The 23,813-nt window shown below is 72.9% G+C and carries 19 protein-coding genes and 1 tRNA gene; 9 read left to right on the top strand and 11 right to left on the bottom strand.

Annotation, left to right across the window (positions count from 1 at the left end):
• Positions 1 to 156 precede the first annotated feature (156 nt).
• Positions 157 to 1,770 carry a beta-N-acetylhexosaminidase gene (locus IE247_RS29220; RefSeq protein WP_190126327.1) on the bottom strand — a complete coding sequence of 538 codons (1,614 nt, stop codon included), beginning with the start codon at positions 1,768 to 1,770 and terminating at the stop codon, positions 157 to 159.
• 57 nt (positions 1,771 to 1,827) lie between these two features.
• Between IE247_RS29220 and IE247_RS29215 the strand changes: the two genes are divergently transcribed.
• The 3 genes from IE247_RS29215 to glmS all read left to right on the top strand — a co-directional run bounded on the left by IE247_RS29215 (position 1,828) and on the right by glmS (position 5,010).
• On the top strand, positions 1,828 to 2,712 hold the full coding sequence (locus IE247_RS29215) for a DUF4429 domain-containing protein (RefSeq protein ID WP_190126326.1): 885 nt from the start codon (positions 1,828 to 1,830) through the stop codon (positions 2,710 to 2,712).
• Positions 2,713 to 2,779: 67 nt separating this feature from the next.
• Positions 2,780 to 3,082 (top strand): hypothetical protein, encoded by a 303-nt coding sequence (locus IE247_RS29210; RefSeq protein WP_190126325.1) that lies wholly within the window; start codon positions 2,780 to 2,782, stop codon positions 3,080 to 3,082.
• 110 nt (positions 3,083 to 3,192) lie between these two features.
• On the top strand, positions 3,193 to 5,010 hold the full coding sequence (gene glmS, locus IE247_RS29205) for a glutamine--fructose-6-phosphate transaminase (isomerizing) (protein ID WP_190126324.1): 1,818 nt from the start codon (positions 3,193 to 3,195) through the stop codon (positions 5,008 to 5,010).
• Positions 5,011 to 5,327: 317 nt separating this feature from the next.
• On the opposite strand, the gene IE247_RS29200 is transcribed toward glmS, so the two are convergent.
• Entirely contained in the window at positions 5,328 to 5,849 is a 522-nt protein-coding gene (locus tag IE247_RS29200; protein ID WP_190126323.1) for a universal stress protein, read from the bottom strand.
• A gap of 1,463 nt (positions 5,850 to 7,312) precedes the next feature.
• On the opposite strand from IE247_RS29200, the gene IE247_RS29195 reads away from it, so the two are divergent.
• The 3 genes from IE247_RS29195 to IE247_RS29185 all read left to right on the top strand — a co-directional run bounded on the left by IE247_RS29195 (position 7,313) and on the right by IE247_RS29185 (position 9,360).
• Positions 7,313 to 8,515 carry a GlxA family transcriptional regulator gene (locus IE247_RS29195; RefSeq protein WP_190126322.1) on the top strand — a complete coding sequence of 401 codons (1,203 nt, stop codon included), beginning with the start codon at positions 7,313 to 7,315 and terminating at the stop codon, positions 8,513 to 8,515.
• A 9-nt stretch (positions 8,516 to 8,524) separates the two neighbouring features.
• On the top strand, positions 8,525 to 9,127 hold the full coding sequence (orn, locus tag IE247_RS29190) for an oligoribonuclease (RefSeq protein WP_190126321.1): 603 nt from the start codon (positions 8,525 to 8,527) through the stop codon (positions 9,125 to 9,127).
• Positions 9,128 to 9,287: 160 nt separating this feature from the next.
• A tRNA-His gene (locus IE247_RS29185) sits at positions 9,288 to 9,360 on the top strand.
• A 106-nt stretch (positions 9,361 to 9,466) separates the two neighbouring features.
• On the opposite strand, the gene IE247_RS29180 is transcribed toward IE247_RS29185, so the two are convergent.
• From IE247_RS29180 to IE247_RS29170, 3 genes are all read right to left on the bottom strand, one after another.
• Entirely contained in the window at positions 9,467 to 10,531 is a 1,065-nt protein-coding gene (locus IE247_RS29180) for a LacI family DNA-binding transcriptional regulator (protein ID WP_190126320.1), read from the bottom strand.
• A gap of 421 nt (positions 10,532 to 10,952) precedes the next feature.
• Complete coding sequence (locus IE247_RS29175; protein WP_190126319.1) at positions 10,953 to 12,365, bottom strand: HAMP domain-containing sensor histidine kinase; 1,413 nt, start codon at positions 12,363 to 12,365, stop codon at positions 10,953 to 10,955.
• Positions 12,362 to 13,087, bottom strand: a complete 726-nt coding sequence (locus tag IE247_RS29170; RefSeq protein WP_190126318.1) for a response regulator transcription factor — start codon at positions 13,085 to 13,087, stop codon at positions 12,362 to 12,364. The genes IE247_RS29175 and IE247_RS29170 overlap by 4 nt, the downstream gene beginning before the upstream one ends.
• A gap of 108 nt (positions 13,088 to 13,195) precedes the next feature.
• Between IE247_RS29170 and IE247_RS35090 the strand changes: the two genes are divergently transcribed.
• On the top strand, positions 13,196 to 13,792 hold the full coding sequence (locus IE247_RS35090; protein ID WP_190126317.1) for a hypothetical protein: 597 nt from the start codon (positions 13,196 to 13,198) through the stop codon (positions 13,790 to 13,792).
• 8 nt (positions 13,793 to 13,800) lie between these two features.
• Here IE247_RS35090 and IE247_RS29160 read toward each other — a convergent pair whose 3' ends face one another.
• Positions 13,801 to 14,673 (bottom strand): spermidine synthase, encoded by an 873-nt coding sequence (locus tag IE247_RS29160; RefSeq protein WP_190126316.1) that lies wholly within the window; start codon positions 14,671 to 14,673, stop codon positions 13,801 to 13,803.
• A gap of 92 nt (positions 14,674 to 14,765) precedes the next feature.
• Positions 14,766 to 15,224 (bottom strand): hypothetical protein, encoded by a 459-nt coding sequence (locus IE247_RS29155; RefSeq protein WP_190126315.1) that lies wholly within the window; start codon positions 15,222 to 15,224, stop codon positions 14,766 to 14,768.
• Positions 15,225 to 15,466: 242 nt separating this feature from the next.
• Between IE247_RS29155 and IE247_RS29150 the strand changes: the two genes are divergently transcribed.
• The gene (locus tag IE247_RS29150) at positions 15,467 to 16,993 is read left to right on the top strand and encodes an NsdA family TPR-like regulatory protein (protein WP_190126314.1); all 1,527 of its coding nucleotides are present in this window, start codon (positions 15,467 to 15,469) and stop codon (positions 16,991 to 16,993) included.
• Positions 16,994 to 17,164: 171 nt separating this feature from the next.
• Positions 17,165 to 18,688 (top strand): FG-GAP-like repeat-containing protein, encoded by a 1,524-nt coding sequence (locus IE247_RS29145; protein WP_190126313.1) that lies wholly within the window; start codon positions 17,165 to 17,167, stop codon positions 18,686 to 18,688.
• A gap of 25 nt (positions 18,689 to 18,713) precedes the next feature.
• Here the strand turns inward: IE247_RS29145 and IE247_RS29140 are convergent, their stop codons facing one another.
• From IE247_RS29140 to IE247_RS29125, 4 genes are read right to left on the bottom strand one after another with little or no spacing between them, the layout of a single operon-like run.
• The gene (locus tag IE247_RS29140) at positions 18,714 to 20,063 is read right to left on the bottom strand and encodes an AAA domain-containing protein (protein WP_190126312.1); all 1,350 of its coding nucleotides are present in this window, start codon (positions 20,061 to 20,063) and stop codon (positions 18,714 to 18,716) included.
• A complete protein-coding gene (locus IE247_RS29135) occupies positions 20,060 to 21,646 on the bottom strand; it encodes a hypothetical protein (RefSeq protein ID WP_190126311.1) in 1,587 nt (528 codons plus the stop codon). Before IE247_RS29135 ends, IE247_RS29140 begins: the two co-directional genes overlap by 4 nt.
• Positions 21,637 to 22,800, bottom strand: a complete 1,164-nt coding sequence (locus IE247_RS29130) for a hypothetical protein (protein ID WP_190126310.1) — start codon at positions 22,798 to 22,800, stop codon at positions 21,637 to 21,639. The genes IE247_RS29135 and IE247_RS29130 overlap by 10 nt, the downstream gene beginning before the upstream one ends.
• A complete protein-coding gene (locus IE247_RS29125) occupies positions 22,730 to 23,668 on the bottom strand; it encodes a phosphatase PAP2 family protein (RefSeq protein ID WP_190126309.1) in 939 nt (312 codons plus the stop codon). The genes IE247_RS29130 and IE247_RS29125 overlap by 71 nt, the downstream gene beginning before the upstream one ends.
• Between the last annotated feature and the right edge of the window lie 145 nt (positions 23,669 to 23,813).

The raw sequence follows: 23,813 nt of genomic DNA, 5'->3' as shown, positions 1-23,813 counted from the left end.
CGGGACGAAGAAAGCGAGGCCCCCGGAGGGGGGGGGCCCCACGGCCGCGCGCCGGGGGACCGCCCCCCCCCCCCCCGCCGGGGGGGGGGGGGGGCGGCGGCCCGTCGGGTCCGGGGCCGTCTCAGGGGGACGGCCCCGGACCCCAGTAGTGCTCGGTCAGACCTCGCCCCACGGCACCGTCGGCGACTTGTGGTAGTTGATCCCCAGCGCGTCCCAGCGCGGGGCCTGCGCCGCCAGCCGGAACTTGAAGTCGTCCCAGTCGCCCGAGGAGGACCAGGCGCGCTCGGCGGCGCTCAGCAGCCGGGGGAAGACCAGATACTCCAACTGCTCCTCGGTCTCCACGGTCTCGGTCCACAGCGCGGTCTCCACGCCCAGCACCGCGTCCTCGGGCAGCCCCTCCAGATAGGAGGCGGGGTCCCAGTCGTAGGACCGGTCCACCTCCACCAGCCCCGCCCACTGAAGGCCCAGCTCGTCGTCGCCGGTGTACTTGTGGTCGAGATAGATGTGGTCCGCCGGGGAGAGGATCAGCCGCACCCCCCGCTCCGCCAGCGCGCGCACCCCGGCCCGCTCCTCGGCCGAGGTGCCGTCGAAGCCCCAGTACTGCGCGAGAGCGCCCGGGACCGGGCGCGCGCCCGCGAGCTGATGCCAGGCGATCACGGTCTTGCCGTGCTTGACGACCAGCGCCTGCGCCCGGTCCATGAAGGCCGCGTAGTCCTCCGCGCTGGTGGCGTCGGCCTCGTCGCCGCCGATGTGGAGATAGGGGCCCGGGGTGATCTCGGCGATCTCGCGGATCACATCGTCCAGGAAGTCGTAGGTGACCTCCTTGTTCACGGTGAGCGAGCTGAAGCCGACCTTCATCCCGGTGTGCACCTCGGGCGCGACGCCGTCGGGGTTCAGCTCGGGGTAGGAGGCGAGCGCGGCGGAGGTGTGCCCGGGGACGTCGATCTCGGGGATGACCTCCAGATGGCGGGCGGCCGCGTACTCGACGATCTCGGTGTACTCGGCCTTGGTGTAGTGGCCGCCCGGGCCGCCGCCGACGGCCGTGGCCGCGCCGGCCACCGTCAGCTCGGGCCAGGAGTCGATGGCGATCCGCCAGCCCTGGTCGTCGGTGAGATGCAGATGCAGCTTGTTGAACTTGTAGCGGGCCAGATGGTCGATGTACCGCTTGACCTGGGCGACGGTGAAGAAGTGCCGGGCCACGTCGAGCATCCCGCCCCGGTAGGCGTACTTCGGGACGTCGGTGATGACGCCCTGCGGCACGGTCCAGGGGCCCGGCTGCTCGGTGGTCTCCTCCAGGGCGGGCGGCAGGAGCTGCCGCAGCGTCTGCACCGCGTGGAAGAGCCCGGCCGGCTCACGGGCGGTGAGTGTCAGCGCGCCCTCGGCCGCCTCCAGCCGGTACCCCTCGTCGCCGAGGCCGCCCTCCCCCGCGTCCAGCCGCAGCCGGACGCCGTCCGCGCCGTCCTCGGCGGTGACGGGCAGCGGGTGGCCGGTGGCCGGGCGCAGCAGCCCGGCGAGGTACTCGCCGGCCGTACGCGCCCCGTCGGATCCGTCCACCCGGATCGGGGTGGCGGCGGTGAGGGTGTACACACCGTCCGCGGGCTGTACGGAGGCCGGGGCGGGAATGACCCGGCCGAGCGCGCCGAGGGGGCGGGAAAGGTTTCCGGGCAGACTCACAGGCTGATGTCCCTTCACCGGGCGCCACGTCGGAGGACGCCCGTCGTGACCATGGTGCCCCCGTTCCGCCTGAAGGTATAGACCATTCGGGGGCATCCCGGACGTCGGCTGTCTCACTCTCCCGGGTGAAACACCGGGTGAAAGAATCGCCGCATGGCGGAAATCATCCAGAAGGACGGAACCTGGACCTTCGACGGCGAGACCGTGCGCGTGGTGCCGGGCTCCGACAAGAGCGTGGGCGCGCTGCGCAGATCCCTCGGCGAGCTGGCCGTGCCGCTGGCCGCGCTCGCCGGGATCTCCTACGAGCCGGGCAGGAAGTCGGGACGGCTGCGGCTGAGACTGCGCGAGGGGGCCGACCCGCTGCTCCAGATCACCCGCGACAAGCTGGACGAGAGCTCCGACCCGTACCGGCTGACCGTGGAGAACGACCGCACCGGCGTCGCCGAGTACTTCGTGGACGCCGTGCGCAACGCCCTGCTGCTGGAGCAGATCCCCGCCGGGCGGATCGACCGCTATCTGATGCCGGGCCCCGCGCTGCCGGTCACCGCCAGCGCGGGCGACGGCACGGCCGCCTTCGACGGCGAGCGGATCCGGCTGTCGTGGAACTGGAAGACCGAGGAGTCCAAGGCCTCGGGCGGGGAGCGCACCTTCGCCCTGGCCGATGTGGAGGCGGTCGAGTGGCTGCCCTCCTCGGGCCTGGAGAACGGCGCGCTGCGGTTCGGCCTGACCAGGACGCCGACGAAGGCCCCGGCCAAGTACGACCCGTACTCCGTGGAGCTGTGGGGCTTCCGCAAGGACCCGCTGATGGCGCTGGTCGCCGCGGCCGTGGTGGCCCGGATGCCCCATCCGTACGCCCAGGCCGCACCGCCCCCGGCCGCCCCGGCCGCCGCCGCCGCTCCCGGAAGCCCGCCCTCCGGCGGGGGCGACCAGGACGCGCTGCTGCGCCGGCTGAGGGAGCTGGGAGAGCTGCGGCAGAGCGGAATCCTCACGGAGGAGGAGTTCAGCACCGCCAAACAGGCGATCCTGAGGCAGCTTTAGACACTTCCCTGCCCGGAATCGGGCAGAATTCTTGCAATAGCAGCGATTACCCCCTCAATATCTACAGGTGCTTGAACATCATCGGACTGGTCGTCCGCCGGCCTCGGAGGCCTCGCACGACGACCTCATAGACCACCTGGTCCGCAGTACCGCGCTCCGGCGCGGCGAGGCGGCCCGGGTGGTGCTCGATGTGCTGGCGTACTTCGACGAGAAGACCGAGGAGTACGTCCGCCGCCGCCACCGGGAGCTCCAGTCCGGCGGCCTGGCGAACACGGAGATCTTCGAGCGGATCGCGGCCGAGCTGCCGCACCGCGCCGTGACTCCGCCCGAGCTCTCGCTCCGCCAGCTTCGCCGCATCGTCTACGGCTGACCGGCGGCCCGGCTCAAGGGGACGGCCTGTGCGGGGCCGCCCGGCCGGGCGAGGAGCGACCGTCCGACCCTCGAAACACCCACGGATGACCTACGGAGGGGCAGAACCTCATGTGCGGAATTGTCGGATACATCGGCCGGCGTGATGTGGCACCGCTGCTGCTGGAGGGGCTTCAGCGGCTGGAGTACCGGGGGTACGACTCCGCCGGCATCGTGATCACCGGCCCGAAGGCCGCCGGGCTCAAGCTGGTCAAGGCCAAGGGCCGGGTCCGCGATCTGGAGGCCCGGGTCCCCAAGCGGTTCACCGGCACCACCGGGATCGCCCACACCCGCTGGGCCACCCACGGCGCGCCGAGCGACGAGAACGCCCACCCCCACCTCTCCCCCGACGGCCGCCTCGCGCTCGTCCACAACGGCATCATCGACAACGCCGACGAACTGCGCGTACGGCTGGAGGCGGACGGCGTCGTCTTCGCCTCCGAGACCGACACCGAGGTGCTCACCCATCTCATCGCCCGCTCCCCCGCCGACACCCTGGAGGAGAAGGTCCGCCAGTCGCTGAAGCTGATCGAGGGCACCTACGGCATCGCCGTGATGCACGCCGACTTCGGCGACCGCATCGTCGTCGCCCGTAACGGCTCCCCGGTCGTCCTCGGCATCGGCGAGAAGGAGATGTTCGTCGCCTCCGACGTCGCCGCGCTGATCGCCCACACCCGCCAGATCGTCACCCTCGACGACGGCGAGATGGCCACCATCAAGGCCGACGACTTCCGTACGTACACCACCGAGGGCTCGACCACGACGGCCACGCCGACCACGGTGGAGTGGGAGGCCGAGTCGTACGACATGGGCGGCCACGACACGTACATGCACAAGGAGATCTCCGAGCAGGCGGACGCCGTGGACCGGGTGCTGCGCGGCCGGATCGACGACCGGTTCGCCACCGTGCACCTCGGCGGGCTGAATCTGGACCCGCGCGAGGCCCGGGGCATCCGCCGGGTGAAGATCCTCGGCTGCGGCACCTCGTACCACGCGGGTCTGATCGGCGCGGGCCTCATCGAGTCGCTGGCCAGGATCCCGGCGGACGCCGAGCCCGCGTCCGAGTTCCGCTACCGCAATCCGGTGGTGGACCCCGACACCCTCTATGTGGCGGTCTCCCAGTCGGGTGAGACCTATGACGTCCTCGCCGCCGTCCAGGAGCTGAAGCGCAAGGGCGCGCGGGTGCTGGGCGTGGTGAATGTGGTGGGGTCCGCGATCGCCCGCGAGGCGGACGGCGGCACCTATGTGCACGCGGGGCCCGAGGTCTGTGTGGTCTCCACCAAGTGCTTCACCAACACCGTGGTCGCCTTCGCGCTGCTCGCGCTGCATCTGGGCCGGATCCGCGATCTCTCGGTCTCCGAGGGCAGGCGGATCATCGAGGGGCTGCGCAGGCTCCCGGAGCAGATCACCGAGATCCTGGAGGCGGAGTCCGACATCAAGAAGCTGGCGGAGGAGTACGCCGGGGCCCAGTCGATGATGTTCATCGGCCGGGTGCGCGGCTATCCGGTGGCCCTGGAGGCCTCGCTGAAGCTGAAGGAGATCTCCTACATCCACGCCGAGGCGTATCCGGCCTCCGAGCTGAAGCACGGGCCGCTCGCGCTGATCGAGCCCGCGCTGCCGACGGTGGCGATCGTGCCCGACGACGAGCTGCTGGAGAAGAACCGGGCGGCGCTGGAGGAGATCAAGGCCCGCAGCGGGCGGATCCTCGCGGTGGCCCACCGCGAGCAGGAGAAGGCCGACCACACCATCGTCGTGCCGAAGAACGAGAACGAGCTGGACCCCATCCTGATGGGCATCCCGCTCCAGCTCTTCGCCTACCACACGGCCCTGGCGATGGGCCGGGACATCGACAAGCCGCGCAACCTGGCGAAGTCGGTCACCGTCGAGTAGCCGCCCGGGCCCCGGCGTCCCCGCTCTCGCGGTCCCCCGCACGCCGCCGACCGGCGGTGTGCGGGGGCCGTCCGGCCGGCGCGCGGCCCAGTGCGCGCCGGCGCCGCGCGGCACTTCGCCGGTGGCCGTCACTCCCCGGCCGGTCGCGCGCGCCTTCTCGTGATCCTCGCCCCAACGCCCGCTGTCCGCACGGGAGTACGAGTCACGGCAGCGGGCCGTTGGCCGGTATGTACCCGTCCGGAGCGCGCGGCGCACCTGCGCGGGGCGATGGGATCCGCCCGGCCGGCGGCGCGCGCGAGGGCTACGGGGTCACGGGGTCACGGGATGACGACGACGGGGCGCTGGGCCCGGCGGGCGAGGCGGCCGGCCACCGAGCCGAAGATGCGGCCGACGATGCCGTGGGTGGAGCCGACCACGATCGCGTCGGCGGAGTACTCCCGGCCGACCTCTTCCAGTTCGTGGCAGATGTCGCCGCCGCGTTCGACCAGGATCCACGGCACTTCGGTCAGATAGTCCGCGCAGGCCAGCTCCAGCCCGAGGACTTCGGTGCGGTGGTCGGGGACGTCCACGAAGACCGGGGGCTCGCAGCCCGCCCAGACGGTGGTGGGCAGCCGGTTGGCGACATGCACGATGATCAGACCGGAGCCGGAGCGCCGGGCCATGCCGATGGCATAGGCGAGCGCCCGCTCGCTGGAGGTCGATCCGTCGAAACCGACGACGACTCCGTGGCGGAACGCGGGGTCGCAGGAATGGCGTGACTCTTCCGCCGCTCGCAGGTCCGACGTGGGGTCGGCCACCTGCTTGCGGTCCGCGGGTTCGGGGATCTCGTGACCTGCCATCGATGTCTCGGCGAAGGAAGTCCTCAGTGGAGGAAACGACATGGCGAAGGATGCGGTGTCCGGCGGGAAGCATCTTCCCTGCCCATACCCGTAAGGGTACGGCGACACTCTTCTTCTGCCCAGGGCCGGTCGGCCCAATCAGGCGTTCCAGGGAGCATGCCTGAGGCCGTCCCGGATGGCAATGCCGCTTGGCGTCTACAGCTGTCCGGACGCGCACAGCGGCCCGTCGGGGGCCGCGCGCGCCCCGGCGGCCCCCGAGGGGGTCCGTGGGGCGGCCGGGGCCCCAGTGGGGCGCGGAAGCCCGCCGAGGGGCGTGCGAGGAAGGGCGCGGGGGCGCGTTCACGGGGCGCGTGGCCAGGCCGCGGGGGCGCTCCGGCCGTCCGGCCCGGCCCGGCGGAACGATCACTGTGGCAAAGCCGCACACTCCGGCGGGGGCAGGGCCGCGGCCGGGGCCCGGGCGCGCCCCCGCGCACGGCGGCCGGCGAGGTCGCGCCACCGCTTCGGGCCGTGGCCGGACGTCCGCCACCCGGCCGAGGAGGGCCGTACCGCAGTGACCGGAAGGCTCTGCTCCTCGTTGGTCCCTCGGTCACCCCGCAGCCCGAGGGAGCTTCCGTGCCCGCACGCCCGTCCCCCCGCCCCCGAGCCCGCACCCGCGCGCCGGCCGCCGGCCGCCCGGCCGGATCCGTACCCGGCTCCGGGCCCCCCGACGGCCCGGCGGCCCGTCCCGCCCCCGGTCACCGGTCCGCCGGCCGCGCCGCGCCGTCGGACTCGGTGACCGATGTGGTCCGGTGGGCGGCGTTCAGCTGCCTTCTGGTACCCGTTGTCCTTGTCGTGTACGGGGCATCCGTGGGCGGGGCGGCGGCGGCAGCCCTCGGTCTCGCCGCCGTGACGACCGCCTGCCGGCTGCTGCTGCGGCGCTCGGAGCGCGGCGCGGCCGGGGCCCACGCGGGCGGCCGTCCCGGCCGGGCGGGACGGCGTCCGGGCCCGGCGGGCGCGAGGCGGGGACGGCGGGGACGGCCCGCTCCCGGATCGCGTCGCGGCGGCCGCCACGGCGGAGGGCGCGGCCACGGGGGCTGACCCGTTCGCACACCCGCACCCGTATAGTTTCAGCCAACTTCGTGCCGGTACCCATCCCTTGGGGAAATGGCCTGCCTACCCCCTTGCCACCTGGCAGGAAAGGGCTATTCGCGTCCAACGAACCCTATGGGGACGGGCCATGCGCGTTCGGCGCACTTCCCTGCGGAGCCCGCGAGTGGAACGCTTCGTGATCGAATGCTTCGCGCCAAGTTGCTGAGCAGACATAGCGGGGCATGCCGAACTTGTCACGGCGGCGTCACAGGACGCAGTAGATTCGATCTTGAGTATCGAAGGCTCGTAACTCGTGCAAAACCGAGGGGAAACGTGCAGGAGCGAAAGGCCCGAAACGAACGGGGAGACGCGAATACCGAGGGGGGCTTAGCGTCATGAGTCAGGACTCCGCCGCACCGGAGGTTGCTCGAAAACTCTCGGGGCGCAGGCGCCGGGAAGTCGTCGCCGTACTGCTCTTCAGCGGCGGCCCCATCTTTGAGAGTTCCATCCCGCTCTCGGTGTTCGGAATTGACCGTCAGGACGCCGGAGTTCCTCGCTACCGACTGCTTGTCTGCGCGGGCGAGGAGGGACCGCTCCGGACCACCGGCGGTCTTGAGCTGACCGCGCCGTACGGCCTTGAGGCCATCGGCAGGGCGGGCACCGTGGTAGTACCGGCCTGGCGGTCGATCACATCACCGCCGCCGCCGGAAGCGCTCGACGCGCTGCGCCGGGCGCACGAGGAGGGAGCACGGATAGTAGGACTGTGCACGGGCGCGTTCGTGCTCGCCGCAGCCGGACTGCTGGACGGCCGTCCGGCGACCACGCACTGGATGTACGCGCCGACACTGGCGAAGCGGTACCCATCGGTCCATGTGGATCCGAGAGAGCTGTTCGTCGACGACGGCGATGTGCTCACCTCCGCGGGCACCGCGGCCGGAATCGATCTCTGCCTGCACATCGTGCGCACCGACCACGGCACCGAGGCGGCCGGGGCACTCGCCCGCAGGCTGGTCGTGCCGCCGAGGCGCAGCGGCGGACAGGAACGCTATCTGGACAGATCCCTGCCCGAGGAGATCGGGTCGGACCCGTTGGCCGAGGTCGTCTCCTGGGCGCTGGAACACCTCCACGAGCAGTTCGACGTGGAGACACTGGCGGCCAGGGCGTACATGAGCCGACGGACCTTCGACCGGCGATTCCGATCCCTCACCGGCAGCGCACCGCTCCAGTGGCTGATCACCCAGCGGGTGCTCCAGGCACAGCGGCTCCTCGAAACCTCGGACTACTCCGTGGACGAGGTGGCCGGGCGCTGCGGCTTCCGCTCGCCGGTGGCCCTGCGCGGCCACTTCCGCCGGCAGCTCGGCTCGTCCCCGGCCGCCTACCGGGCCGCCTACCGGGTACGGCGCCCCCAGGGGGAGCCCGCACCGGCGTCGATGGCGGAGTCAGTCGTACCGGTACAGGCCAGACGCACCGCCGCGGCGGGCATCACCGGCCACACCGCGTCCTCGACCCTCCCCCCGGAGCTGGGGAAGCCGCCGACCGGCGCATACGCGTCCGGCCACGGCCGTCCCAGCCTGCCCGGCCAGCGGAGCGCGCCATAAGGTAGTCGCATGAACGACCGCATGGTGTGGATCGACTGCGAGATGACCGGGCTCTCGTTGGCGGACGACGCACTCATCGAGGTGGCCGCACTGGTCACCGACTCGGAACTGAACGTGCTCGGAGAAGGGGTGGACGTCGTCGTCCGCCCCCCGGACGCGGCCCTGGAGACCATGCCCGAGGTGGTGCGGCAGATGCACACCGCCTCGGGCCTGCTCGGCGAGCTGGCGGGCGGCACCACGCTCGCCGACGCCGAGGAGCAGGTCCTGACCTACATCCGCGAGCATGTGAAGGAACCCCGCAAGGCCCCGCTCTGCGGGAACTCGGTGGGCACCGACCGAGGATTCCTCCTCCGTGACATGCCCACCCTGGAGAACCACCTCCACTACCGGATCGTGGACGTCTCCTCCATCAAGGAGCTGGCACGCCGCTGGTACCCGCGGGCGTACTTCAACAGCCCGGACAAGAGCGGGAACCACCGGGCACTGGCGGACATCCGCGAATCCATCGCGGAGCTGCGCTACTACCGGGAGGCGGTCTTCGTGCCGCAGCCCGGGCCCGACTCGGAGACGGCGAAGAAGATCGCGGCCAGGCACGTGCTGTCCGCGGAATGAGGGTGGCAGAGGTGCGGACAGCCTCCGCTCAAGGAGGCTTCCCACCCCTGGCCCCGCCCTGGTCGAACCCCGGTTTCACCCCCGGTATCAACCCTGGCGCGAGCACCCCTCAGAACCCTGTACACTTTTTCTCGGCCGGTCAGAAAAAAGACCGGACGCGGTGGGTGTAGCTCAGTTGGTAGAGCACCTGGTTGTGGTCCAGGATGCCGCGGGTTCGAGTCCCGTCACTCACCCTGAAGGACCAAGGGCCCCGATCGAAAGATCGGGGCCCTTGGCGTATGCGTACACCCCGCGCCGGGCCCCGGAGACCAGCCCCCGGGACCCACCACACGAAAAGATCTACGAAGAGTCCCGCACCACCAGCTCCGTCGGCAGCACAACCTGAGGCCGCGCCCGCCGCTCCCCCCGCCCGCCGGGCCCGGCGCCGATCTCCCCCAACAGCACCTCCACCATCGTGCGGCCCATCTCCTCGATGGGCTGACGGACACTGGTGAGCGGCGGATCCATCAACCGGGCCGTCACCGAATCGTCGAAGCCCACCAGCGCCACATCCTCCGGCACCCGACGGCCCGCCTCCCGCAGCACCTGCCGGGCGCCGCCCGCCATCACATCGGACGCCGCGAAGACCGCGTCCAGCCCCGGCCTGCGCGCCAGCAACTCCCGCATCGCCCGCCGGCCGCCCTCCTCGGTGAAATCACCACGAGCCGTCAGAGCCGGATCCTCCGCGATCCCCGCATCCGCCAGCGCCGCCGAATAACCCGCCACCCGCAGCCGTGAACCGTACACATCGAGCAGCCCGGTGATCGTCGCGATCCGGCGGCGGCCACGGGACACCAGATGGGCCACCGCCGCCCGGGCCCCGGCGAAATTGTCCGCGTCGACCACGGCGAGCGTCTCGTCGCCCGAACGCCGCCCGCTGATCACCAGCGGCACCGACAGCTCCGCCAGCAGATCCGGGATCGGATCGTCCGCGTGCACCGAGACCAGCAACACCCCGTCCACCCGATGCGCGGCCAGATACTGGGCGAGCCTGCGGCGCTCCCGGTCACCGCCCGCCAGCGTCAGCAACAACTGCATCTCGGTGTCCGCCAGAGCCGCCCCCACCCCCCGGACCATGTCCGAGAAGTACGGCTCGGCGAAAAACCGGTCCTCCGGCTCCGGAACCACCAGCGCGATCGCGTCCGTGCGATTGGCCGCCAGAGCGCGCGCCGCCCGATTGGGCACATACCCCAACTCGGCCACAGCCGCCCGTACCGCCTCCCGGGTCGCGTCCCGCACCCGGGGCGAACCATTGATCACCCGGGAGACCGTGCCGCGCCCCACCCCCGCGAGGACCGCGACCTCTTCGAGAGTGGGTCTCCCGGTACTCCGCCCCCCGCTCTCCGTACGGATCGTCCCAGACACCGTGACCGCCCTTCCCCTGGCTGCGAGATTCCGGAAGAACAGTACGCCCAGGGAGATTTGACGATTCGTCAGCTTCCCAGGCCCTTCGACCGGCAGCCGGAAACGGCGCGTCCCGGTCGGATTGGGGGACCGACCGGGACGCGCGGGTGGGGGGCAGGAATCGCTCAAGGGTGATGCGGAGAGTGCGTCCATGCGGTGGGCTCGCCCGCGCGGGCTTCTCTCCCCGCCGTGGGGGGTGTGGATGCACGGAGAGAGAAGCCCGGCGGAAGCCGTGTACAAGAGCAAGTTAGCGGACCCCGAACCGGCAAAGGGAGCATTTCGCGCGTAGAGCGGAGTTCTTAGGGCGCGCTTAAGGACAGCATCAGAGCCATTTAACCCAGCGGGCCGAATGAGCCGCTCCGGGAGCCGGCCGGGAGACCGCTCAGGAGCCGGAGCCCCGGGAGCGGATCAGGGAACGGGGGCGCTTGCGGTCCGAGATCCGGTGGCCGCGGCGGCGCTCGCCGGGGGCCGTGCCGTGGGGGCCGAGACCGATCCAGATCCGCACCTCGGTGCCGCCGAGGACGGAGCTGCCGATGCGGACGTCGCCGCCCGTCGACTCGGCGACCCGGCGGACGATGTCCAGACCCAGACCGGTGGAGCCGTCCTTGCCGTTGCTGTTGCCCCGGGCCATCGCGGCGGCGGGGTCGGCGATCCCCGGGCCCGCGTCGGAGACCAGCACGATGACCGCGTCCTCGCCGTTGTGGACGTCGACGGAGAGCGCCGTGCCCTCCGGGGTGTGCCGGAAGACATTGCCGAGCAGCGCGTCGAGGGCGGCGACCAGCTCCGGGCGGGCCACCGGGATGCGCACCGGACGGTCGACCCCGGCGACCCTGACCTTGCGGCCCTCGTCCTCGGCGAGCGCCGACCAGAAGTCCATCCGCTCCCGGACCACCTCGGAGACGTCACAGCCCGCGCCGGGGCCGATCGCCGTGGTCTGCGGCTTGGCCTCCCGGGCGGTGCGGATGATCGTGTCGACCTCGCGCTCCAGCTGCTCCACGGCGGACCTGGTCTGGTCGGCGGCGGGCCCCTCACCCAGCGAGGCGGCGTTCAGCCGCAGCACGGTGAGCGGGGTGCGGAGCCGGTGGGAGAGGTCGGCGGCCAGCTCCCGCTCATTGGCGAGCAGTTGGACGACCTGGTCGGCCATCGCGTTGAAGGCGATCGCGGCGGAGCGCAGCTCGGGCGGCCCCTCCTCGGGGACGCGGGCGCCGAGCCTGCCCTCGCCCAGGTCGTGGGCCGCGCCCGCGAGCCGCTGGGCGGGCTGCACCATCCGGATCCCGAGCCGGTCGGCGACCGCGACCGAGCCCACGATCAGGGCGATGCCGACACCGGCGAGCATCAGCCAGGCGGTGGTGACGCCCTTGGTGACCTCGTCGTCGGGGATGAAGACCTCGACCAGGGCGATGCCGGAGTTGATGGCGGTGGGCTGGAGCAGCGCCCAGCCGTGCGGCACCTCGGTGATGGAGGTCCGGCCGAGACTCTTGACGGTGGCCAGATCCGCCTGGGCGGCCCGGCGGGTGCCGATCTCGATGGAGACGCCGCCGGTCTCGGCGGAGGCGGGTATGTGCACCGCCATGCGCTTGGCGGAGCCCGCCTGGGTGGATTTGACCGCCTTCTCCAGCGGAACCCGGTCATCGGTGATGGAGAGGGTGGGGGTGAGATAGGAGGCCTGGCGCTCGGCGTTGGTGAAGGCCCGGTCCCGGGCCATCTCCTTGATGACCAGACCGAGCGGTACGGCGAAGGCCACCACCACCATCACGGTGACGGCCAGGGAGACCTTGACCAGAGCCCATCTCATCTTTGACGTCCTTGCTGGTGTCCTGGTGGGGAACCGTCCGGCGGTTCGAGTTTCACTCCGACGCCCCGGAGGGTGTGCAGATAGCGCGGGCGGGCGGCGGTCTCGCCGAGCTTGCGCCGCAGCCAGCTCAGATGGACGTCGATGGTCTGGTCGTCGCCGTAGCTCTGCTGCCAGACCTCGGCGAGCAGCTCCTTGCGGGGGACGACGACACCGGGACGCCCGGCGAGAAAGGTCAGCAGGTCGAACTCCCGCCGGGTCAGATCGAGTCCGATCCCGTCGAGTTGGGCCTGCCTGCGCAGCGGGTCGATGGAGAGCCCGCCGACCTGGATCAGCCGGGAGGGCGGGGCCTCCCCGGCCGATGACCGGGAGCGGCGCAGCACCGCGGCCATCCGCGCGGAGAGATGCTCCACCGAGAAGGGTTTGGTGAGGTAGTCGTCGGCTCCGTCGTTGAGCAGCCGTACGATCTCCGTCTCGTCGTCCCGCGCGGTCGCGATGATCACGGGTACGTCGGTGATGCCCCGCAGCATCTTCAGCGCCTCGGAACCGTCCAGATCGGGCAGCCCGAGGTCGAGAATGACCACGTCGAAACGGAAATGGGCAACCTCACGCAGCGCCTCCAGGGCCGTGCCGACGCTCCGCACCGTATGGGATGCCTCGGTCAGATGCCGGATGAGGGCGGAGCGTACGAACTGATCGTCCTCGACGACGAGCACACTTGCCATGGGCGGCACCGTACGCCATGCGGAGTGGACCGGTCGCGGGGGGAGTTGGGCCGGGCAGCCGGAATTGGTCGATCCCGCCGGGGACAGAGTTGAGGAAGGTGGTGCAGTATGGGGCTGATGCGTAGAGGACTTGTACATGCCATCGCGTGGTCGATGGCCACGGGGGCGGCGGTGACGCTGACGTGGTGGGGCGTTCACACGGTCATGTCCGGTACCGCGTACGACCGTCCCATGGCGGTGGCGATCGACACGGAATCCGAGACGACCAGGCAGCCGAAGAAGGAACAGGGCTCGTCGACCAAGCGGCCGCCGAGTCCTTCGGCGCCGATCGGCGCGCAGCGGCTTCCGACCGGCCAGGAGAGCGTGAACAGGACTCCGGCGCCGACCGGTTCGCCGGTGAAGCCCTCCTCGAACGCCGCGGCCTCCGGGGAGAAGACGCCCATGGCGGGGAGTTCGTCCTCGCCCGCCAAGCCCGCGAGCGCGGGCGATGTGAAGTCGTACACGGTGGCCGGCGGCCGGGTGGTGCTCGATCTCGGCGAGAAGTCGGCGGAGCTGGTGTCGGCGACGCCGAACGCGGGCTGGCAGATGCAGGTGTGGAAGCAGGAGTTCTACATCCGGGTGACCTTCACCAAGGACGGCCGTGAGGTGTCGGCGTACTGCACCTGGCACGAGACCAAGCCGACGGTGGTCTTCGACGACCGCTGAGCCGGGTCTCAGGCGAAGGCGTCGGGCGGGGGCGCGGGCGAGGGTCTGGCGTCGGTGTCGGTGACGGCACGGGCGCCGCCGGTGAAGTCGATGAGGTCCTTGCCGTGCTCGACCCTGCCGGGGTGCGGGTCGCTCGCCACCCGGCGGGTGAACTCGGCGATCGGCAGAGGGATGTCGGAGGCGAGGAGTACGGCGTTGCCGAAGCGTCGGCCGCGCAGTACGGCGGGGTCGGCGGCGAGCGCCAGTTCGGGGAAGACGGTCGCGGCGGTGGCGACCTGGGCGCGCAGATGGGCGAGCGGCGGGCCGTCGGCGAGGTTGGCGATGTAGTGGCCGCCGGGGCGCAGTACCCGGCGTACCTCGGCGAGGAATTCGGCGCTGGTGAGGTGGGCGGGGGTGCGTGCGCCGCCGAACACATCGGCTATGACGAGATCGGCCCAGCCGTCGGGGATTTTGCCGAGCCCGGCGCGGGCGTCGGTGGAGCGGACCCGTATGCGGGCGTTCGGGTCGAGGGGGAGCCGGTCGCGGACGAGCTGGACCAGGGCCGCGTCCAGCTCGATTATCTGCTGGGTGGAGCGGGGGCGGGTCGCGGCCGTGTAGCGGGCGAGGGTGAAGGCCCCGCCGCCGAGATGCACGGCCTGGAGGGGCCGTCCGGCCGGGGCGGCGAGGTCCACGGCGTGGCCGATTCTGCGCTGGTACGCGAAGGTGAGCCGGGCCGGGTCGTCGAGGTCGACGTGTGACTGGGGCGCGCGGTCGATGAGCAGCGTCCAGCCGCGCGGCCGGTCCGGGTCGGGTATCAGCTCCGCGGTGCCGCCGTCGACCTGGGCGACGACGGCTTCGGGTCTGCCGGGCCCGTCCGTGCGCCGTCGCTTGCTTTTCGCCATCCGTCCATTATCGACGCGGGCGGGGGCGGCTGCCCGGCGGGTCCCGGGGCCCTCGGTCGGGTCCCTCGACCGGCCCGGTCGGTCGGGCCCGGTCAGCGGCGGCTGTCGGCGGCCTCGATGAGACGGGCGGCCTCGCCCAGCGCTCTGCGGAGTGCGGCGGGGTCGGTGACCTGGGCCGGGTCGCTGGGGGGCAGCAGCCAGCCGGTGCCCCGGACCGGGGGCTCGGCGGGGGTCCGCCCGCCGCGGGGCGAGGTCCGCGTACAGGCGCTGCCCGGCAGGTCCCAGCCGTCGGCGGTGCCGGGCGGGACCAGGAAGCCGAGGGTGTCGCAGCTGCGGTCGTGAAGGACGGGGCCGACGGCGGGCGCGGCGGTGCGGCGCAGGATGTCGACGGCTTCCAGGCCCTGGCGGGCGGGGACGGTCACCAGGTCGCAGCCGCCCTGGGGGAGGCCGTCGGGGGGTGTGCCGCCGTCGGGACGGTCCGCCCGGCGGGCGGGGGCGGTCGGGGCGGGTGTCGCGGGCGTACGGACACCGCCGAGAGCGCTGGTCTCCATGCCGGCCTCCATCACGGGGATCCCTCCTCGCTCGACTGGAGACACGGACCGCGTCTCCGGGGTGTTCAACGCCCGAGGGTGTCAAGGGCTACGGCACCACACCGCCCAAAGGGTGGCAGTTCATGGCAGATCGCGGCGGAGACATCCCTTTTGCGGCCAAACTCCAGGGAGAGGCCGTCACAGCGACACGGTCCCGGCCCGCCCGCCGGGAGCGGCGGCCACCCGGGAGAGAGGGCTGGGCCATGGGGACATCGGCACACGCGGGGGCGGTTCCCAACGCCGCCTTCCGGCGGCTGCGCGGACGGCTGTCGCCGGGGGAGTTCGCGGCGGCCGTCCGCAAGGCGGCCCGGCAGATCGGCGAGCAGGTGTCGTGCGACGCCCGTTATGTGGGGCGGGTCGAGGCCGGTGAGATCCGCTGCCCCAACTACGCGTACGAACGGGTATTCCTTCATATGTACCCCGGTCTGACGCTCGCGGATCTGGGATTCACGGCGCGCGAGACGGTACGGGGCGGGCGTCGGGCACGCCGCCCGCCCGCCGAACCGGCTCCGTCCGCCGGACCCGCCCCGGGTGGCTCCCTCGCCGATTTCGCCGAGGAGCAGGCCGGGGCGGGCGCGAAGGGGCCCGTACGGGAGCCCGTCGGCCGGGGGGCCACCTCGGCGGGCGTCGGCCACGGCGAGAAGGAGACCGATGTGCTGCGACGCGTATTTATGACGAACGGATCCGCCGCGGTGGCGGCCGTGTCCCTCGGGCTGGGCTCCGGGGCGGGCGCCGGGCCCGGCCCGGGGTCCGCGCCCCGGCCGGAGGGCCCGCCGGCCCTGCCCGGCGTCCTGCCCGGGCAGCGGCGGTTCGGCGAGCCGGAGGTGAGCGCCGTCGAGGAGGCGGTGCGAAGGATCCGGCTGCTGGACGACCGGCACGGCGCGGACGGCCTCTACCGGCGGGCCGCCCGGCCGCTGCGGGCGGCGTACGCGCTGCTCGACTCGGGTGTCTCGGCCCGGCGCGGGGCGGTGGACCGGCTGCACTCGGGCGCGGGCGAACTGGCCCTGTCGGTGGGGTGGCTGGCGCATGACTCGGCCCGCTTCGACGACGCCCGCTCGCACTACGCGGAGGCGCTGGCGACGGCGCGGGTGGCGGGCGATCCGGCCCTGGAGGCCCACGCCTTCTCCAACACCTCCTTCCTGGCGCGGGACGCGGGCCGCCACCGGGAGGCGGTCCGCTCGGCCCAGGCCGGTCTGCTGGCCGCCCGTGACCTGGGCTCCTGGCGGCTGCTCTCCCTGCTGTCGCTGCGGGAGGCCGGGGGCTGGGCGGGCCTCGGCGACCGCGCCGAGTGCGAACGCGCCCTGACCCGGGCGCACGGGCACTTCGGCCGGGGGGCCTCGGACGCGGACCCCGAGTGGATGTCCTTCTTCGGGCTGCCGGAGCTGGAGGCGCTGGAGGCGCAGTGCTGGGCGGCGCTGGGCGAGTGGGCCCGCGCGGCCCGCCACGCCCGCCGGGCGGCGGCGCTCCAGGGCCGGGGCTTCACCCGCAATCTGGCGCTCTACCGGGCGGAGCTGGCCGTGGATCTGGCGCACGGCGGCGTCCCCGACGAGGCCGCGGCGGCCGGGCACCGGGTGCTGGATCTGCTGGGCGGCGTCCAGTCCTCCCGGGTCCTGGCGCTGCTGCGGACGACCGCGACGGCGCTCGGCCCGTACCGGACCGCGCCGGGGGTGCCGGAGTTCCTCGCCCGGCACGGGGAGGCGGTGCGCGGGGAGGCGGTGCGCGGGGTGTAGGCCGCCGCCCGGGCGCGGTCGAACGTCCCGCCAGGGGTTATCACCGGGTGAACCGGGCGTCGCGCGCGCAACCTTCGCGCGGGCTCGGGGGTCAAGTGACGGCACGGGATCTTCCACCGAAGATTCCCTTTCGCCGCCTCGACACTCATTCAACCCTTGGGGGGACGTTTCATGACGTCACGCAGCAGCACGTTCCGTACGCTGGGGCTCGCGGCGGCCACGGCCCTCGTCGGCTCGCTGACCGCCTCCACCGCGATCGCCGCCCCCGAACGGCCCGACCGGGCCCCGGCCGTACAGAAGAAGGCGGCGGCGAAGCCGGTCGCCCTGCCGGACGACTTCAACGGCGACGGTTACCAGGACATAGCCCTCTCCGCGCCCATGGCGTACATCAGCGGGGAGCGGCGCGCGGGGTACGTCACCGTGATGTACGGCTCGAAGAGCAAGACTCCGACGGCCAATAAGCAGATCCTCCACCAGGACTCCCCCGGGATCCCGGACAAGGCCGAGAACGGCGACCAGTACGGCCGGGACCTGGCCACCGGGGATCTGGACCACGACGGCTACACCGATCTGATCGTCGGCGCACGGTACGAGGACACCGCGGCGGGCAAGGAGCGGGGCAATCTGTCGGTGGTCTGGGGCGGGAAGTCGGGCCTCTCCGGCTCGGCGATCCTCCGGGACGGCTCCGGGGCGCACGCCTCCGGCGGCGATTTCTTCGTGACCGGGGACTTCGACGGCGACGGCGACACCGACCTCGCGGACACCAACAGCCCCGGGCTGCGGGTCTTCGCCGGGCCCTTCAGCCGCGACGGCGTCCCCACCGGCGTCACGGACCACGGGAAACTGCCGTGGGGCGACACCAAGGGCATCTCCTCGGGCGATGTGGACGGCGACGGGAAGACCGATGTCGTCGCGACGGTGCGCGACTGGTACACCACCAGAAGCGGCCCCTGGAGCTACTCGGGGCACACCGTGGTCTGGAAGGGGACCGCCCAGGGGCCGGCCGATCCCGTCGAGGTGACCGGTGTCGCCGGGCAGCCGCTGAGCGGGGACGCCCTCGACATCGGCGACATCAACCGGGACGGGTTCGAGGATCTCGTCGTCGGCCGCACCGAGGAGTACGACGACAACATCGACGAGCTGGCGATCGCCAAGGGCGGGATGATCACCTATGTCCCCGGGTCCGCGAAGGGCCTGGACTCCGCCTCGGTGACCGCCGTCAACCAGGACAGCCACGGGGTTCCGGGGGAGGCCGAGTCGGGCGACCGCTTCGGTCAGTCGATCTCGATCGCCGACATCGACGGCGACGAGTACGAGGACCTCGCGATCGGTGTCCCCGTGGAGTCCCTCGGCGTGCGGCAGGGCAGCGCGGGAGCGGTCGTCACCATGCGCGGCGGCTCGAACGGGCCGATGGGCGAAACGGCGCGCGTCCTCACCCAGAACACGGCTGATGTGCCGGGCTCGGCGGAGGAGTACGACCAGTTCGGTCTGGCCGTCAAGCTCGCCGACACCAACGCGGACGGCCGGGCCGAGCTGTTCGCCAGTGCGCCGCGCGAGAACAAGTACGAGGGATCGGTCTGGATCTTCCAGCCCACCGCCACCGGGATCACGGCGAAGAAGTCCGTCGTCTTCGGCCCCAAGTCCCTGGGTCAGCGCCCCGACATCAGCGAGCTGGGCTTCACCTACAACAACTGACCCGTCTGCCGGTCGCTCACGGCGCTCACGGCGTCAGGCTCACCCGATGCTCGGCCAACCGCGCCAACACCGCGTGGTTCGCCTCCCACCCATCAGGGAACTTCACCGCGACGCCGAGCTGGACCGGTTCGGTGGAGGGGTGTTCGTCGAGCAGTTCGCCGACTCCGGCGCGGCAGACCACGACGCAGGCGTGGCGGTGACGGGAGGTCAGGACGCAGAGGCGGCCCGTCTCCAGGTGGAAGGCGGTGGCGTCGGGGCGGCCCGAGAGCGGGTGGAGGATCACGGTGATGTCGAACTCGCGGCCCTGGAGGCGGTTGGCGGTGTCGACCGTCACCTCGGAGACGCCCAGTTCGGCCAGGGCCGCCCGGACGGCGGCGGCCTGGTCGCGGTGGGCGGTGCCGACCGCGACGCGGTCGGCGGTGACCGGGGCCGGGTCGGCGTCGGCGGTGCTGGTCGCGACACCGCCCCGGTCCAGTATCCGGCGGACCACCCGGGCCACCGCGCGGACCGCCTCGGGGTCGGTGCGCGGGGTGTGTCTGGCGGGCAGTTCGAGCAGGCCCCAGCCCGACTCGGCGGCCTCGTCGAGCACTCGGTCGTGGGCCGAGCCGTCGGAGGCGGCGCCGAAGGAGAGCTTGCGGTCGCCGTGGCCGGTGCCGCTGCGGAAGGGGGTGTACGGGTAGAACGCGGCGGACACCAGCGGCGCGGCCGAGGCGGGCAGCCGCCAGGAGACGGGCAGCCGGTGCTGGGGCAGCTCGGGGTTGTGGGCGAGCAGGGTGGAGACCGCGCTGGCGGAGGGGTCGTACGAGAGCCCCGCCCACTGGTCCGCGCCCACCACCGAGAAGGGGTCGAGCTGGCCGGGGTCCCCGACGAACAGGGCCCGGTCGAAGAGGCCGGCGACCGCCAGCAGCGCGTCCGAGCGCATTTGGTAGGCCTCGTCGACGATCGCGTGCGACCAGGGGCCCACGCCCTGGACGTGTGCCCACTTCGCCGCCGTGGAGATCACCACGTCGAGGCCGGCGAGATCGGCGGCCTTGGCGGACTTGCGGACGTTCGCCAGCGCGTCGAGGGCCTTGTCGTAGGGATCGGGGTCATTGCTGTGCAGCCGCCCCACCGGCAGCTCGGGGTCCTTCTCGGCGAGACGGAGGACGAGATCGTCCACCTGGGCGTTGGTCTGGGCGATCACCATCAGGGGGTGGCCCGCCGCGGCCAGTTCGCGGGCGGCGCGGACCACCAGGGTGGATTTCCCCGCGCCGGGCGGGGAGTCCACGACCACGCCCCGGTCGGTGCCGTGCAGGGTGTCGGCGAGGATGCGTTCGGTGGCGGCCGCCGCGGCGACGGCGGGGTCGGCGGCGGTCGCGGGGTCGAAGACGGTCACAGGATGTCCTCCGGGGTCACCGGGTCAGGGGCCTCGGCGTCGGTGCCGGGCGGGCCGCCGTGCGTCCACGGCGTCTCCTCCGGCTCCGGGAGCCTGGGCCCGCCCCTCTGGTCGTGTTCGAAGAGGGTCCAGGCGAGCCGGTCGCCCTTGACCGGCACCGTCCCCTCGGCCGGATCCTTGGCGCGGCCCATCCGGTCGGTGAGCCGCAGCACGAGGAGGTCGTCGGCCTCGTGGCGGACGAACTCGGCGGTCTGGGGCCTGCCGTCGAGCGAGCGGTACACCTTGACGCCCTCGCCGAGGTGGGGGCGGTCGTCGGTGCGCAGGACGAGCAGCGGGCGCGGGGCGGGCCGCTTCGACTCGGACCAGGCCATCGTCACCTCGATGACCTCGCCGGTGAACGCCTCGCCCGAGAGTCTGCGCCCGGCCAGCACCAGCGGGTCGTCCAGCGCCTCCTGGGCGTCCAGCTGGGTCTGGGCGCTCTCGCGGGCGGCGAGCTTGCGGGCGGCGGTCACCGCGTCGTCGCGGCGGGGCTGGGGCGGCTCGCCGGCCCGCACCCGGTCGCGGTGGGCGGTGAAGGACCAGCGGTCGCGGGTCCAGCGCTCGGTGGCCCTGGGGCCCTCGGGCAGTTCGTTCAGCAGCTCCAGGGAGCGCCACACCGCGTGCCAGGTGGGCTCCAGCTGGGTGCGCAGCAGCCTGCGGATCTCCCGCTCGGCGAGGGAGAGCTGACCCAGCCAGCCGTCCGCCTCGGCCCCCTCGCCCGCGGCGGCGAGCGCCAGGCGCACCCGGTCGTACGCCTCCACGGCGGGGGCGAGCAGCCGGTTGTCGAAGGCGGGGTCGGTGGCCGGGCCCGCCGGGGGGACCAGCAGCTGTCCCCGGGCGTCGCGGCCCAGCTCGGCGCGGAGCGCGGCCTCGGCCCCCGAGCCGCCGTCGGGCGGGTCGATCCAGGCGAGCAGCGCGCCGAGGTGCTGGTCCTCCAGGGAGGACTGGCCGGTCGCCCAGTGGCGGTTGAGGAGGTCGGTCGCGGCGAGCAGCAGGGAGGATCCGGGGACGCGGGCGCGCTCGCCGTAGTGGGTGAGCCAGCGGCCGAGCAGCGGTACGTGGGGCGGGGCGGGGTAGGGCGTCTCGGGGTCCTGCTCGGAGGTGCGGCGGAAGCGCATGGAGCGGCCGAGGAGGCGGACGAAGTCGATGGCGGCGCGGCCGGGGACGATCAGCTGGGGGGCGTCGGCGCACAGCTCGGCCTGGGCCTTGACCCGTTTGCCGGTGGCCGGGTCGGTCTCATTGCGCTCGACCAGCTCGATGTCGTCGGCGTAGCCGTCGAGATGGGGCAGGACGGCTTCGGCCAGCTCGGCGAGGAAGGCGAAGCGCAGCTCGCGGTCGCGGGGCTGGGCGACGGTGAGCAGCCGGGGCCGCTCGGGGTCGGTGCCGACGAGCGCGCCCAGCGGGGCCCCGGCCTCGCCCGCGGTGGTGAGCGGGACGAGGACCAGGGGGTGTTCGCTCAGATGGCGGTGGCGGACGGTGGTCAGGGGGCGGGCGCGGCCGGACTCGACGGCCTCCAGCCGGGCGAGGGTGGAGATCAGTGACATCCGGCGGCCTCCGGCAGCTCCTCGGGGGCGGTGCGGGCGGCGGGGAGTGCGGCCAGGGCCTCGGCGCGCAGGGCGGCGGCCCGGCGCAGCGCGGCGACGGCCGGGTCGTCGGGGTCTCCGGCGGTGCCCCGGGCGGCGGCGAGGACGTCGCCGACGGTGCGCAGGCCGCCCAGCTCGCCGCGGACGGAGCGGCCGAGGGTCTCGACCGCGCCGGCCCGGCGGGCCCGGTCCCGGCAGTGGAAGGCCAGCTCGCAGGCGGCGAGGCAGCCGGGGGCGTAGGCCGCGGGGACGGCTGCCACGGCGGCCCGGAGCTCGTCGGCGGGGCGCTCGGGGTCGAAGGTGACACCGGCGGGGAGCGCGGTGGCGATGTCCTCGACGCGGGTGAGCCGGGCGAGCTGGCGGCGGGTGACGGAGAGCTGTTTGCGGACGTCGACGACGGAGGCGGTGGGGAGGTTGGAGAAGTCCTTGGGGCAGACCAGCAGCACGCTCTCGGCGACGCTCGCGCCGCCGGTGTGGGCGGCGATCCGCTCCAGCGCCAGGACGTAGACGGCGGCCTGGCGGGCGGCGGCCCCGACCTTCGCGGCGTCGGCGGAGGCATCGATCATGGGGAAGGACTTGATCTCGACGACGGTCCAGCGGCCGTCGGGGTGGACCACGACGGCGTCGGGCTCCAGATAGGCGGGGGCGCCCGCGACCTCCAGGGCGAGCAGGGGGTGGCGCAGCAGGGTCCAGACTCCGTCGGCGGTGGCCTGTCGCAGTGCCAGCGCGGTCCGCGCGGTGCGGCCCTCGGGGCCCGCGGCGGCGAGGTCGGGGAGGGCGAATCCGGTGGGGCCCTCCGCGCCGAGGAGGCGCATCAGCTCCGCGCCGCCGTCGGAGGTGACTCTGGCCTCGAAGGCGTTGCCCCGCATGAAGGCGAACTGGGACTGGCCGAAGGGGGCGGGCGATCCGAGGGCGGTGGCGAGCGCGGCCTTGTCGACCCCCGCGCCGTCGAGCAGGGCGCGGCGGTCGCAGCCGGGGTTGGCGGCGAGGGCGGCCAGCGCCCGGGCGTCGAGCGGACGCGGGCGGGCGTCGGGGCCTCTCAGCTCAGCGAGCCGCTGCCGCGGTGGTGTCGTCGGCGCCTGCGGAGGTGGTCCGCTGTCCAGGGATTCGCTCACCCGGGGAAGTGTGGCATCCGCCACTGACAATCGGGGGGCGACCGCTCGAAGAGGCCGGTGAGGGGGTGGTGGCGCTGGTGGCGGAAGCCGGGGCCGGGGCCGTCGCGGCGGCCGGGGAGAGCCGTGCGAGCACCCGGTCGGCGAGGCGGGTCGCGGGCCGGGCGAGGAGTGCTCCGGCGGCCATGACGGCGACTCCCGCGACGGCGTCGAGGAGGTAGTGGTTGGCGGTGCCCATGACCACGATCACGGTGATCACGGGGTAGCCGACGGCGAGCGTCCGCAGCAGCGGTGTCTTCCGGCCGTACCGCCAGAGCATCACTCCGCACCACACGGCCCAGCCGACGTGGAGGCTCGGCATCGCCGCGTACTGGTTGGTCAGTCCGCCCATGCCGCGCGGCGCGCTGGCCTCCGCGCCCCACCAGCCGTAGGAGCTGTACTGGGCCATGGTGTCGACGAAGCCGTGGGCGGCGTCGAGGAGCCTCGGGGGGCAGGTCGGCATGAGGACGAAACCGACGAGGCCGAGCAGGGTGGAGAGCATCAGCCAGGTGCGGGCCACCCGGTAGCGGGCGGGGCGGCGGCGGAAGAGCCAGACGAGGACGGCGGGGGTGACGAGGTAGTGGAGCGAGGCGTAGAGGAAGTCCGCGGGGATGCCGATCGCGGGGACCTCGGTGAAGAGCTTGTTCAGCGGGGTCTCGGCGTCGAGGAAGAGTGCCTTCTCGGCCCGGAGTATCGCGAGGCCGTTGTCGACGGCGGTGCTCACGTCCCCCCGGGCCAGCAGCCGGCCCGCCGAATAGGCGAGGTAGACGACCGCTATCAGCGTCAGTTCGGTCCACCAACGGGGCCGATGGCCGGGTCCGAGGTACGGCATCCGAGCGTTCTCTCCCTGTGTGGTCTCCGATGGCCCGGCGTTCCGTCAAGTCGGCGGGCATCGGACAACCGTACGGTGTCGAGTCGCGGGGCCGGGTGCGGGGCCGGGTGCGGGGCCGGGCCTCCCCAGAGACGCGAAGATCGCC

Origin of the sequence: Streptomyces inusitatus, from assembly GCF_014651115.1 — a bacterium.
GTDB classification, from domain to species: domain Bacteria; phylum Actinomycetota; class Actinomycetes; order Streptomycetales; family Streptomycetaceae; genus Streptomyces; species Streptomyces amakusaensis.
This window is presented reverse-complemented; position numbering and strand designations above follow the sequence as displayed.

Coding starts and splice junctions, on each gene's coding strand:
- glmS (WP_190126324.1), top strand. CDS start 3,193: ATGTGCGGAATTGTCGGATACATCGGCCGGCGTGATGTGGCACCGCTG.
- orn (WP_190126321.1), top strand. CDS start 8,525: ATGAACGACCGCATGGTGTGGATCGACTGCGAGATGACCGGGCTCTCG.
- IE247_RS29150 (WP_190126314.1), top strand. CDS start 15,467: ATGGGGACATCGGCACACGCGGGGGCGGTTCCCAACGCCGCCTTCCGG.
- IE247_RS29220 (WP_190126327.1), bottom strand. CDS start 1,770: ATGCCCCCGAATGGTCTATACCTTCAGGCGGAACGGGGGCACCATGGT.
- IE247_RS29125 (WP_190126309.1), bottom strand. CDS start 23,668: ATGCCGTACCTCGGACCCGGCCATCGGCCCCGTTGGTGGACCGAACTG.
- IE247_RS29155 (WP_190126315.1), bottom strand. CDS start 15,224: ATGGAGACCAGCGCTCTCGGCGGTGTCCGTACGCCCGCGACACCCGCC.
- IE247_RS29195 (WP_190126322.1), top strand. CDS start 7,313: ATGAGTCAGGACTCCGCCGCACCGGAGGTTGCTCGAAAACTCTCGGGG.
- IE247_RS29200 (WP_190126323.1), bottom strand. CDS start 5,849: ATGGCAGGTCACGAGATCCCCGAACCCGCGGACCGCAAGCAGGTGGCC.
- IE247_RS35090 (WP_190126317.1), top strand. CDS start 13,196: ATGGGGCTGATGCGTAGAGGACTTGTACATGCCATCGCGTGGTCGATG.
- IE247_RS29170 (WP_190126318.1), bottom strand. CDS start 13,087: ATGGCAAGTGTGCTCGTCGTCGAGGACGATCAGTTCGTACGCTCCGCC.
- IE247_RS29145 (WP_190126313.1), top strand. CDS start 17,165: ATGACGTCACGCAGCAGCACGTTCCGTACGCTGGGGCTCGCGGCGGCC.
- IE247_RS29175 (WP_190126319.1), bottom strand. CDS start 12,365: ATGAGATGGGCTCTGGTCAAGGTCTCCCTGGCCGTCACCGTGATGGTG.
- IE247_RS29215 (WP_190126326.1), top strand. CDS start 1,828: ATGGCGGAAATCATCCAGAAGGACGGAACCTGGACCTTCGACGGCGAG.
- IE247_RS29135 (WP_190126311.1), bottom strand. CDS start 21,646: ATGTCACTGATCTCCACCCTCGCCCGGCTGGAGGCCGTCGAGTCCGGC.
- IE247_RS29160 (WP_190126316.1), bottom strand. CDS start 14,673: ATGGCGAAAAGCAAGCGACGGCGCACGGACGGGCCCGGCAGACCCGAA.